The sequence below is a fragment of the Thioclava arctica genome (genome assembly GCF_040892615.1).
GTDB classification, from domain to species: Bacteria; Pseudomonadota; Alphaproteobacteria; order Rhodobacterales; family Rhodobacteraceae; genus Thioclava; species Thioclava arctica.
The window spans coordinates 1-11,941 of the sequence record NZ_JBFRYC010000031.1; the positions used below are offsets into that span (position 1 = coordinate 1).

Sequence of the window (11,941 nt, forward strand, 5' to 3'; positions counted from 1 at the left end):
GCGGGATTTTCGTGCCTCATTCGGCTTGCGCCACACCTGCTCCAGCAAAGGCCGGAAATCTTCCCAAGGCACCACAGCGTTGATTTCCAGCAGCGGATCCTTCTTCGCATTGAATAGCCCCGACTTCAGTAGAGGCATCAACTACGTTCATCAAAGGCTCAAACCAAAGAGTAGGCTCTCCCCCGGCGAAATTGATGCGCGGACGACGCTGAAAGCATTCCCTACCCCTTCTCTCTCCGATGAAGAACTCTCCAAGAGACTGTATCAGTGCACTGCTCGCTTCGGAATCTCGCCATAACTCAGATAAATTTGGGCGTTTCCAGTGCGAATAACAAAACTTGTACTGATAGTTGCAAGCTTCGGTCACGTGCCAGTTAATAACAGGTTGTGAAAGGCGTAGCATTTAGTTCATCTCATTTTCAGTTTCTTTCGCACCCCAATATGGTGGACGTCTACTGACTTGTAACGGGGCAGATTTGGGACAAAAAAGCGACATAAGTCATTGATTCATATAAAGACTGGAGAACACTTCTGAGATTAAGCACCTCAGCAGGCGATGTTGCGCAATTCAGCGTTTGGACTAAATAATCCCTTTCCCATGCTGTTCAGGTGATGGCCTTGATCTCGGCCCTGCCAAGGGCAGAGATCAAGGCCACTATTGCGATGCAGATCTGGATTTCGACGGTTTGGCGTGCGGGATCTCGGGACACGATCCGCTCGCCGAAAAGCTTCAGGCAATTCATCTGAGCTTCCACGCGAATTCGAACATGGTATCCCGCCCACTTCTTCCATAGCGCCTTTCCGAGGCAGCGCGTCGCCACGGGATCTCATTTCACGCCAGCGCGGCGGGGCAGTCTTCTTTACAGGTGCGTCCTTCGATGTTCCGGATTTCTTGTTCATTTTCGCTCCTTAATGGCTACCATGAACCAGAAACCCTCCGCTGTTCAAATCCTCAAATCTGTCCCACAGGAGCTGACGTCAGACAGGGTCCCCCTCTACCGGTGAATACTATTCCGGGAAGAAATGCAGCGACATGAGCCGAGAGGAACTGAAGAGCCTCCAGGAAAAGTGTTTTGCGTTTTCCTGGCTGTTACACCTACTAAAATCGCTCGGGATTGCCCCCTAGCAAAGGTGCCCAGTAGGCCGAACTCGACGTATTGATGTGTAATTTTGGACTCTGGAATGAACTTGGAGCTCCGATTTGAACACGTCGAACACACCCATAGTTTTCTGGAGGGAAGCGCAGTTTGACAGATTCAGTTCTTGAGGCGGTTTCGCTTCCAACCGAAGAACTCGGCCTACTTCAGTCTTGCGTTTTGGGCGATCTCCTGAGGCAGCCGAAGCCGCTTACGGGCGTCGCCCGGATGCGGCTCTCGGACCGACTAGCAACGCAGGCGACGCACCAGCTTCTAAACGCGCTTTTGGGACGGGTTCACAAAGTGAGTGATGCCAATGACATCCGCCGGAACCAGCCCGGCTATGACTTCATCGTCGACGACCATTTCCGGGTCCAGGTAAAAGCCGGTTGCTATGTTGAAAGCTTCGGCTGGGCTCACAAGGTTGGAGGATCGGGCGCTGATCTGGACTTCGACTTCCTGCTCGGCGTCGATCTCGGCGTCATGCTCAACGGACGGCAGGGACGCCTCGCCCGCGTCGATATCCCAGTGAAGCCATTTCCGGATTTCTACTGTATTCCCGGCGCAACCGTTCGCGAATGGGTCGATCTCGGTCGGAGGGTCAATGCCCGCGGCAACCACATCTACCTCTACAAACGCCCCATCAACCTGGAAACGAAGGAAGCCCAAAGACAGACTCTCGAGCTCGCGGACTACCTCGGCCGGTTCGACCTGCTCTCAGCAGCAATTTCGGGAGCAGTTCCATTGGAGACATCGCACCGTGACTGACGCCATAGAGAAGCCATCATTGCCCCTGCCCGCAAGCGTGGAAACACGGTTCAAGCTCTACATCATCCGTGACCCACGCCTGCCAGATGCCTGCAAGATCGGCAAGGACACCAACTGGCCCAAGCGCTACCAGCAGGCGTTGAGCCACTCACCGGCCCCTCTGGAGGTGTTCCATAGCTTCTCGTTCGCCGATAGCGGCGAGGTCAAGCAGGCGGAGAAGCTAGTCGCGGGGCTTCTGGCGCCCAAAAAGCGGCCGGGCGATGTGAACGAATGGTATGACCTGCGCCCGGAGGAATGTCTTGAGCAATTGGCCCCACACGCCACCAGGTGGCACCCGAACCGGACGAGGACTGAAGCAGCAGATGTGGCCCGGCGAGGAAAGCTTCCTTATGACGACTGGCGGGACTACGGCGACAAGTGGCGGGACTACCGATGGCACTATTGGCTGTTCCGCGAGCGGAAACCAGATGGTCGCTGGAAGCTGATCTGCAGCTCTCTTTACGATACATTCTACCGCTATTCTTTCACCTACAATCCCTACCCCGTCCGCCTGATGGCGGCGTTCGAAGCCGTCGACGGCGTCGATAAATTGGGACAAGAAAACCGAAGGGCCAACGATCGTCTCATCGCTCTCTGGCAAGACTTGATGAGGCAGCATGGCCTCCTCGAGAGCTTTCAGGTCGGGTGGCTCCCTCCAGAGGTGAACATGTCCCAGCTTATGAAAAGCCTGGAGAAAGTGGGGCTGCGTCCGGTCGACCTAACTCGACCCAAGCCCACATTCGTAAGACCCCGCGACAGCTCAATCCGGCAAATTCCCGTTGGGACTGTGCCGCCGCTCTACAGGCTGGACGAGGACTGGATCACCCCATGAGGCTTCGGCTCTCCCTGATGTCAATGGCGGAGTAAAAACCGGCCACGTGGCGGCGCAAAACTAGGCCAGTGGCGCATTGACCCTCCGGAACGTTCGATAAGGCGTGACCTGCCAAGGATTTTTCCTCCATTACATAATCAGCTCTGATGCTACAAGGTAGCTGACGGAAACACTCGTTTGACTGTCGAGACGGGACTATTTCAGCATCCTGCTAGAGTTATTCTACGTCGAGAAAGTCGCCGACCAGCATATTGAACAGGTCCGGTTTTTCCAGGTGGACGTTATGCGCGCAGCCGGGCACAACGGCGAGATCCGCCCCCGGAATGCCCTGCCAGAGCGCTTCGGGCTGCGTCCAGTCGTAGGAGCGGTCGCGGCTGCCCCAGAGCACGAGGGTCGGACTTGCGATCGCGCCAAGAGCGGGCGTGCCGTTCCAGTCTTCCCAGGCCTTGAGGCTTGCGAGTGCCGCCTGCAGTTGCGCCTGCTGGCCAAGCGACAGGCAAAGCGCAAAACCCTCCGCCGACTCCCCCTGCCGAAACCATGTCGCCGCGATGCGCCGCGCGGTGTCCGGCACCCCGTCGCGCAGGAGCCTGTCGCGCGATTGCGCGATCGTTTCGAACCGGCCCGGCATCACGCCGCGCGGCCCCGTGCCGTAGAGCACCAGCTTGCCGATGCGCTCCGGCGCCAGGCGGATCATCTCCTGCACGACCATCCCCCCCATCGAATGGCCGAGAAGATCGAACCGATCGACCGCAAGCCTGTCGAGAAGATCGAGCACCGCGCGGGCATGGCCTTCGATGCTTTCGGGGGCTTCCAGCGCGGTGCTTGCGCCGAACCCCGCGAGGTCGGGGCAGATCACATCGTGGCTCGGGCTGAAATGGGCAAGCTGCGCCGCCCACATTGAGCTACCGCCAAGATAGCCATGCACGAGGACCAGCGGCGGCCCGCTACCGGCCCGGGTGAAGGACAATTCCGGCATCTGCACTTCCTCCCCGTGTCAGCTCCGCACCTGCGCCGGTCGAAGGTCGAAATCTTCCTCGGGGAAGAACTTGGAGAGCCGGATATCGGCCGAGCGCGCATGACCCTCCATTCCTTCGAGCCGCGAGATCCGCGCCGTGGCCTCCGCAAGCGGTCGGGACGCCTCGCGGGTGGCGCGCTGCCAGGTGACGGTCTTCATAAACTTGTGCACTGAAAGCCCGCCGGTATAGCGCGCGGCACCCGAGGTCGGCAGCACATGGTTGGGCCCCGATGTCTTGTCGCCGAACGCGACCGTGGTTTCCTCACCGAGAAACAGTGAACCGTAGGATTTTAGCCTACCCAACCACCAGTCGAGATCCTTGCACTGGACATGCAGATGCTCGGGCGCGAGCTGATCGGCGAAACGCACCATCTCCTCGGCATCGTCGCACAGGATGACTTCGGCGAAATCCGCCCAGGAGGCTTTCGCACTATGGCGATTGAGCTCTGGCAGGGTCTCGATCAACTCCGGCACACGGCGCAGAATCTGGTCCGACAGGTTGCGATCCGAGGTGACGAGCCAGACCGGTGAATTGTATCCGTGTTCCGCCTGACCCACGAGGTCATAAGCGACCATCTCGGGATCCGCCGTGGCATCAGCGATCACCATGCTGTCGGTGGGACCTGCGAACATGTCGATGCCGATCGGACCAAACAGGATTCGCTTGGCCTCGGCGACATACTGGTTGCCGGGCCCGACGAGGATATCGGCCTTGGGCAAACCGAACAGGCCGTTTGCCATCGCCGCAACACCCTGCACGCCACCCATCGAAAGGATCACGTCGGCGCCGCACAGGTCCATAGCGTAGAGGATCGCGGGCGGGATGCCGAGACCGGGCCGCGGTGGCGAACAGGCGGCGATGTGCGGAACCCCCGCAACCTTGGCGGTCGTGATCGTCATGATCGCGCTCGCGACATGGCTGTAGCGTCCGCCGGGCACGTAGCAGCCGGTGGCAGAGACCGGGATCTGCTTCTGGCCCGCGGTCAAACCGGGAAGAATTTCGATCGTGCAGTCGCTGACCGTCGAGCGCTGCGCCTCGGCGAAACGGCGCACGTTGTTATGAGCGAACTGGATATCGGCCTTGAGCTGCTCTGGAACGGCTGCACCGGCGGCGGCGCGCTGTTCGGGCGTGACGATGATCTCGCCGGTCCATTTGTCGAGCTCTCTGGCGTAGTCGCGCGCTGCCGCCTCGCCGCCGGCGGCGATCTTCGCCAGCATTTTCGAGACGATGTCATTCACGCCTTCCTGATCCGCCTCGGCTGTCCGGACGGCTTTCTTCAAGTAGATCATGGTTGTTTTTCCCGTTACATTCTGCCCTTCCAAGGCACGACGCGACGCTCGATGAAGCGCATTAAGAGGTCGAAAGCGAAGGCGATCGCGGCGATCACGAAGATCCCCATGATCACGACCGGCGTTTGCAGGAACTGGCTGGCAGAGAGCACCATGTAGCCGAGCCCCTTGGTCGAGGCGACCATTTCGGCAGCGACAAGCGTGGTCCAGCCGAAGCCTACCCCGATCCGCATCGCCGTCAGGATTTCCGGCATTGCCGAGGGCATGATGACATGGCGCATCACCTGCCAGCGCGTGGCGCCGAAGGAATAGGCGGCGTGGATCTGCTCGATCGCCGCGGATTTGACGCCAGAGCGCGCGCCCAGCACGACCGGTGCGAATACCGACAGGAAGATCAGCAGAATCTTCGAGGTCTCCCCGATCCCGAACCAGATGATCATCAGCGGCAGGTAAGCGAGCGGCGGGATCGGTCGGTAGAACTCGATCGGAGGATCGAAGATACCCCGCATAATCGGGCTCATCCCCATCGCGAGACCCAGCGGGATTCCGATCACGCAGGCCAGAAGGAAAGCCCCGAAGACCCGCACCGTCGAGATCACGACGTGGTCGAGAAACGAAGTGCCGGTATAGCCGTCATTCCAGACCGAGATGAACTTCGAAACGATCGCCATCGGCGAGGGCACAAACAACGGCTTCACCCAGCCCATGAAGGTCACGAGCCACCAGACGAAAAAGAACAACAGGATCGAACAGATCGAGAGCCAAAGAGTGTTGCCCTGCCCCGGCACGCCGTAGGTCTCGCCGGGCTTGGTTGCGCGAGAGCGGGAGATCCGCGCCCACAGCCCGGGCGCTTTCGTCGGAGTTTGACTGGTTTGTTCCGTCATGCTGCGGCCTCTTCGTCAGCGAAGATGATCTTCAGAACCTCTTCGCGAAGCTCGATGAATTTCGGGGATGCCTTCACCTGCCGGGCAGGCATCCCATCGAGGAACTGCCGCGAGAATGGCAGCTCGAACACATGGGTGATCCGGCCTGGGCGCGGCGACATGACCACCAGCTTGGTGCCCATGAACAGCGCCTCTTCCACGCTATGCGTAATGAAGAAGACCGATTTATGCGTGTCGTTCCAGATATTCAGGATCAGCTCCTGCGCTTTTTCCCGGGTCAGCGCGTCGAGCGCGCCCAATGGCTCGTCCATCAGCAAGACACGCGGATCGCAGGTCAGCGCCCGGGCGATGCCCACGCGTTGCTGCATCCCGCCCGAGAGCGAATAAACCGGCGCGTCCTGAAAGCCGTCGAGCCCCAGCATGCTCAGAAACTTGTTCGCGACTTTCTTGCGATCCGCCTTGGCAACGCCTTGGATTTGCAAGCCGAAAGCCACGTTGTCCAACACGTTCAGCCACGGCAGGAGCGCGTGTTTCTGAAACACCACCGCGCGATCCGCGCCCGGACCGGAGACTCGCGCGCCATCAAGCATCAGCGACCCCGCAGACGGTGACAGGAAACCCGCGATCAGGTTGAGAAGTGTGGATTTCCCGCACCCGGATGCGCCGAGCGCCACGACGAATTCATCGTCCTCGATCGTCAGGTTGATCCGGCTCAAGGCTTCTACGGGCGGGCGACCATCCGCTGCTGGATAGACGACCGATACGTCCTCGACATTTAATCCCACGTCGCTGCTCCCTCTCAGTTTCTTGATCCTGCCCGGATCGTATACCCGGGCAGGAAAGGCTGTCTCACTTCAGGGCGTCTTCGGCGATCTTCGTGTTCACGAAGGCCGAGTAATCGTCAGCCACATTGTCGATGCGGCCTGCGGATTTGAGAAACTCTGCGGTCGATTTCATGATGTTCGCGGCATTGCCGAGCCAGGTGTCGCTTACTTGTTCCGACAGCGGCACGAAGGTGTAACCCTTGAGGATGCCGGGAATCTGGTCCGCACCCGCGCCAGTCACGCTGGCGATCTCCTTGACCTTCTCGTTATCGGGCGTCCAGGCCGAGGGATCGTCGAGATAGGCTTTGTTGGCCGCGTCCATCGCCTTGGCAAAGGCCACCATTTCCTTCTCGTGAGACTCGGCGAACTTGGTGTTTACGGTCCATGCGTTGAAGGTCGGATAGCCCCATTTCGCGGTTTGGGCGGCGCTCACGATGCGGCTGCCGGTCTTGAGGATATTGGTCTGCACCGGCGGCCAGATAAAGGCCGCGTCGATCGTGCCCTGATCCCATGCGGCCGCGATCTGGTCCGGCGGCATCGAGATGATCGTGAGATCCGATTCCTTCAGCCCGGCATGCGCAATCGCCCCCATTAGCGAGTAATGCGCGGTCGAGCCGACCGGGACCGCGACGCGCTTGCCCTTCAGGTCCTCAAGCGATTTGATTCCCGATCCGTTATGCGCGATCAGGCTCTCGGAATCGCCGATCGCGTAGGAGACCATGAACATCTGCAGGTCAACGCCCTGGCTCGCAGCGATCGCCAGCGGCGAAGATCCGAGTTCCGCAACCTCGACATCGCCCGAGGCCATGGCCGCGATCACGTCGGTGCCCGAATTGAACACCCGCCATTCGATCGTCCAGCCCGTGGCCTTCTCGAACGCCTTCTCGGCGCGCGCGGCATTCATCGGGGTCGGATCGCTAAAGGTCCCGATCGTCATCGTCTCGGCCCAGAGCGCCGACGTCGAAAGCGTCAACGCGGCAGCCGCCGTAATCATCATCTTATTGAGTTTTTTCATGTTTAAACCTCCGTTGGTTACATTGCGAGATGTCTCTCTCGTTTTCTGATTATCGCGTTTCAAAATCGCTGCGCCTTTCCGCTCGCGAGGTCGCAAAGGCGAGGATAGCAGCGACCAGTTCGTCAAGCGTGTCAAATACGGTTGCGCGGGGACAAACTGCCTCCGGAATAAGCGAAAATTCGGTGCAGGCGATCATCTGCACAGTTGCACCGCACTCGAACAACACGCTTGACGCCGCCGCCAGTTTTTCGCGCGCGCCGGGTTGCGGGCCTTGCGCCTTGATCTGCCGGATCGCGGCGAGGAGATCCTCTTCGGATTCGCTGTAGCGCAGCTCCAGCCCGTGCTGCGCCGCAGCCGCATCGAAGAGCTTCACTTGGAGCAGAGCAGGAGAGCCCAGAACGCCGACAGTGCCGCCCGGACCGGCAAGGGACGCGGCGCGGGCAATCGACAACTGCACCATGTCGAGCACCGGCACCGCGACCGTCGCACGGATCGCGGGCAGGTAGTGATGCGCGGTGTTGCAAGGGATCGCGAGCGCCTGCGCCCCGCCCGCAACCAGCCGGCGGGCCATGTCGGCGAGAACCGGACCGGGGTTTTCGCCGGTTCCTTCGATCAGATGCCGGATGCGCGATGGCACCTGCGGGTTCTGATCGACAATCAGCGGCACATGATCGGAATCGTCCTGCGCGCGCACGGCGCCCAGAACCTTCTGCATCACGAGGATCGTCGCCTCCGGCCCCATGCCGCCCAGAATGCCAACCCGCCGCATCATGCCTCCACCCCAGAGCGGACGCTCTCGACCGCATCGAGAATGTGACCCGCGAGAAGCGCGCAATCGTCGAGGCTGAAGGTCAGCGGCAGGCGCATGTCGAAAAGGCCTGCGAGAACTGCATCGGTCTGCGGCAGCTCGTTCGCCGCGAGGTAACGCCAGCTGCGATGATCGGAGGTGAAACCCTTGGGCTGATCGGCGCCAAACCATTTCACTTCGACACCCGCCTCCGCGAGCCGCGCGATCAGCACCTGCGCCTCGGCAGGGGCAATGCAGGGCACGCGGAACTGGATCGACGAGCCGACATAGAATTCAGCCGGCGAACGATATGGCAGGCGGATTGCCGGTGAGCGCGCCAGCAGCCTCGCTACGAGATCGTAGCGGGCGTTCCACGCGGCGATGTTCGTCTCCAGTCGGCGCAGCTGCGGGCGCAACAGCGCCGCACGCAGATTGTCCATCCGGGCCGACATATTGGGCGTCTCCAGTCGAATGGCGTCGTAAGTCTCGGACACGGGCCCTGCCCCGTGGCTCTCATACAGCATGTAGGAGCCCGACAGGATCGTCGCGCGTGCCATGAATTCGGCGTCGTCCGAAGTCAGAAGCCCCCCCTCGCCCGAGTTCAAGTGCTTGTAGGTCTGGGTGCTGAAACAGCCCGCCAGCCCAAAAGAACCGGACAGCCTGCCGTTCCACCGCGCCGCCATCGTGTGGGCGCAGTCCTCGATCACCGTCAATCCATGAGCGATCGCGATCTCCATCAGACGGTCCATATCGCAAAGATGCCCGCGCATATGCGACAGCAGAAGGAAACGCGCGCCGCTTTGAGCCGCCGTCGCGGCCAGCGCTTCGAGGTCGAGCACCAGATCCTCGGTGATCTCGACCAGAACCGCAACGCCGCCCACCGCCGCGATTGCGCCCGGCACCGGGGCCAGGGTGAACGCGTTGGTCAACACCCGATCGCCCGGCTTCACCCCCGCCGCGCGCAACGCGATCTGCATCGCCTGCCCGCCCGAGGCCACCGCGAGGCAATAGCGCGCGCCCTGCCATTGCGCGTATTCGCGCTCCAACTCCATCACTTCGCTCGCCTCGCCGGGCGCGCGGTTGTAGCGGTGCAACCGGCCCGAGCGCATCACGGCCACGGCCGCCTCGATCCCCTCCTCGGGAATCGGGGGCTGTTGCGTGAAACTCTTGGAGAAGGGCACCCGGGCCACGATTTCAGTCCACCACGAGAGTCTTGTTGGCCTCGGCGAAGACGGCCTCGTAGCCAAACAGCGCCGCAGCACCACCGGTATGCAGAAAGACCACGCGCTCCCCCTTTTTGAAATGCCCCTTCCGGCAATAGTCGATCAGCCCCGCGGCGCCCTTGCCCGAATAAACCGGATCGAGAAGAATGCCTTCGAGCTGCGCAAACATGCGGATCGCTTCCAGCGTATCCTCGCGCGGGATGCCGTAGCCCGCGCCGACATAGCTGCAATCGGCCACGACATCCTCACGAGCGACGACTTCGGGGCAGCCCAGCTTCTCGGCGGTCTTCTGCGCGAGCGCGAAGACGTTGGACTCCTGTTTGTCCTTGGGCGCGCGCACACCGAACCCGGTCAGGGGAATTCCGGCATTGATCGCCTTGAGGCCGGTGATCAGCCCGGCCTGCGTGCCCGCCGAGCCGGTCGCGGTCGCGATGTGGTCGAGCACCAGCCCGCGATCATTAGCCTGCCCCACGAGTTCAAACGCACAGTTCACATAGCCAAGCGCGCCGGTCGCGTTCGAGCCGCCGCCGGGGATGACATAGACCGTGCGGCCCTCGCCGCGCAGCTTTTCGGCGACCTCCTCCATCTCCGCCTGCATGTCCTTGCCGCCCGCGCGTTTCGACGTGGTCGCGCCGTGCAGATGGTCGAGCAGCACGTTGCCGTTCTCATTGTAGTTGACGTCGTTCGAGCCGGTGCGGTCCTCGAGCAGGATGTGGCAGGCCATCCCGAGCTTCGCCGCCGCTGCCGCCGTCTGACGCGCGTGGTTCGACTGAGTTGCCCCTTGGGTCATCACCGTGTCGGCCCCCATCGCCTGCGCCTCGGCCATGAGGAATTCCAGCTTGCGGGTCTTGTTGCCACCGGTCGACAGACCCGTGCAATCGTCCCGCTTGATCCAGATTTCCGGCCCGCCGAGCTCTTTCGAGAGGCGATCGAGTTTTTCGAGAGGGGTCGGCAGATGTGCCAGGTGGACGCGGGGAAAGCGAGCGAGATGCATATTGAGTTCCTTGGGTAACTTGTCTGTATCGAGCGTTGCGCATATCAATCCCCTATGCAAATTCGAAATTTTTGATATGTTTTGCACTTCTTGCAAGTTAGGGGTGAGATGCGACTGGAATGGCTCGAAGACATCCTCGCGATCGAGGATACGGGATCTTTCAGCGGCGCGGCCGAGCGGCGGATGCTCACGCAATCCGCATTCTCGCGCCGAATTAAGCAGATTGAGGAATTCGTAGGCGTCGAATTGTTCGACCGTTCGCACAAGCCGATCCGCCTCAAGCCGACAACCAAGGCGCAGCGAGATCAAATTGTGCAATTGTCGAACGGTCTGCGCCAGCTCGTTGCCGATCTGCGCCGCGGCGACAGCATGGCAAGCAACCGCGTCGTCATCGCCTGCCAGCACTCGCTGACCACCGGGCATATCCCCTCGATCCTGCGCAAGATGTCGATCGAGCGCGACGGGATCTATGTCCGCCTGCGCTCGGCCAATCTCGACGCTTGCACCGGGCTGCTGCTCTCGCGGCAGGCCAATGTCGCAATCGTTTACCACACGCCAGACGAACGCGACGACGCCCGCGCCTATTTTCTGGAAGAGATCACGATCGGGACCGACCGCCTGATCCCCGTCTTCAACTCCACTTTGCCGAAAGACGAGCCCGAAGGCGCGGGCCTCGTCGATATCCCCTACATCACCTACCCCTCGGATGTATTTTTCGGCCATGTGATGGAGCGCAGCATCTTGCCCTATCTCAGCCCCACGATCCGCTATGCGCCTAAGGTCGAGACGGCGCTGACGCTGGCGGCGGTCGAGATGGCTGTGATCGGCATGGGTGTCGCGTGGGTCCCGGAGTCGCTCGCCCTGGAGCCGATCTCGGCGGGACATCTAGTCGATCTCTCCGCGGAACTTCCGGTCTGCGAGCTGCAGATCAAGGCGATGCGCCTGCAAGGCAATTACAACCTCGCGGAAGAGACCTTCTGGTCGTCGCTTAAATTGTGAACAAGCATGCAATTTTGGCTCTGGCGCACATTGTGTGATGTTTGACGGCTCCACTCCTACATTTGGCGCAGATGCTGAAGGGGATGATCATCATGACAGGGCGTTTCGACACCAAGCTGTTGCCTGAAGGGCTTC

At 60.8% G+C, this 11,941-nt stretch carries 11 protein-coding genes and 1 pseudogene; 3 read left to right on the forward strand and 9 right to left on the reverse strand.

Annotated elements, in window-relative coordinates; translation table 11 throughout:
• Window positions 1-605: 605 nt before the first annotated feature.
• Window positions 606-874, reverse strand: a pseudogene (locus AB4874_RS19605) (IS5/IS1182 family transposase); the annotation flags it as partial.
• Between the two features lie 373 nt (window positions 875-1,247).
• Here AB4874_RS19605 and AB4874_RS19610 point away from each other — a divergent pair.
• Together AB4874_RS19610 and AB4874_RS19615 are read left to right on the forward strand one after the other, a co-directional pair.
• Window positions 1,248-1,904, forward strand: coding sequence for a hypothetical protein (locus AB4874_RS19610; protein WP_368393277.1), 657 nt, complete (start codon window positions 1,248-1,250; stop codon window positions 1,902-1,904).
• The gene (locus tag AB4874_RS19615) at window positions 1,897-2,775 is read left to right on the forward strand and encodes a GIY-YIG nuclease family protein (RefSeq protein ID WP_368393278.1); all 879 of its coding nucleotides are present in this window, start codon (window positions 1,897-1,899) and stop codon (window positions 2,773-2,775) included. The genes AB4874_RS19610 and AB4874_RS19615 overlap by 8 nt, the downstream gene beginning before the upstream one ends.
• A gap of 217 nt (window positions 2,776-2,992) precedes the next feature.
• Here AB4874_RS19615 and AB4874_RS19620 read toward each other — a convergent pair whose 3' ends face one another.
• The 8 genes from AB4874_RS19620 to cuyA all read right to left on the reverse strand — a co-directional run bounded on the left by AB4874_RS19620 (window position 2,993) and on the right by cuyA (window position 10,807).
• Window positions 2,993-3,751, reverse strand: coding sequence for an alpha/beta fold hydrolase (locus AB4874_RS19620; protein ID WP_368393279.1), 759 nt, complete (start codon window positions 3,749-3,751; stop codon window positions 2,993-2,995).
• An 18-nt stretch (window positions 3,752-3,769) separates the two neighbouring features.
• Window positions 3,770-5,080 (reverse strand): histidinol dehydrogenase, encoded by a 1,311-nt coding sequence (gene hisD, locus AB4874_RS19625; RefSeq protein ID WP_368393280.1) that lies wholly within the window; start codon window positions 5,078-5,080, stop codon window positions 3,770-3,772.
• Between the two features lie 14 nt (window positions 5,081-5,094).
• Window positions 5,095-5,964 (reverse strand): ABC transporter permease subunit, encoded by an 870-nt coding sequence (locus AB4874_RS19630; RefSeq protein WP_368393281.1) that lies wholly within the window; start codon window positions 5,962-5,964, stop codon window positions 5,095-5,097.
• Window positions 5,961-6,749: a taurine ABC transporter ATP-binding protein gene (locus AB4874_RS19635; protein ID WP_368393282.1), complete on the reverse strand. Its 789-nt coding sequence runs from the start codon at window positions 6,747-6,749 to the stop codon at window positions 5,961-5,963. Before AB4874_RS19635 ends, AB4874_RS19630 begins: the two co-directional genes overlap by 4 nt.
• A 64-nt stretch (window positions 6,750-6,813) precedes the next feature.
• A complete protein-coding gene (gene tauA / locus AB4874_RS19640; RefSeq protein WP_368393283.1) occupies window positions 6,814-7,803 on the reverse strand; it encodes a taurine ABC transporter substrate-binding protein in 990 nt (329 codons plus the stop codon).
• 49 nt (window positions 7,804-7,852) lie between these two features.
• Entirely contained in the window at window positions 7,853-8,575 is a 723-nt protein-coding gene (cuyB, locus tag AB4874_RS19645; protein WP_368393284.1) for a cysteate racemase, read from the reverse strand.
• Window positions 8,572-9,780, reverse strand: coding sequence for a DegT/DnrJ/EryC1/StrS family aminotransferase (locus AB4874_RS19650; protein WP_368393285.1), 1,209 nt, complete (start codon window positions 9,778-9,780; stop codon window positions 8,572-8,574). Before AB4874_RS19650 ends, cuyB begins: the two co-directional genes overlap by 4 nt.
• A gap of 4 nt (window positions 9,781-9,784) precedes the next feature.
• Complete coding sequence (cuyA, locus tag AB4874_RS19655) at window positions 9,785-10,807, reverse strand: D-cysteate sulfo-lyase (protein ID WP_368393286.1); 1,023 nt, start codon at window positions 10,805-10,807, stop codon at window positions 9,785-9,787.
• Window positions 10,808-10,915: 108 nt separating this feature from the next.
• Between cuyA and AB4874_RS19660 the strand changes: the two genes are divergently transcribed.
• Window positions 10,916-11,806 (forward strand): LysR family transcriptional regulator, encoded by an 891-nt coding sequence (locus AB4874_RS19660; RefSeq protein ID WP_368393287.1) that lies wholly within the window; start codon window positions 10,916-10,918, stop codon window positions 11,804-11,806.
• Window positions 11,807-11,941: the final 135 nt, after the last annotated feature.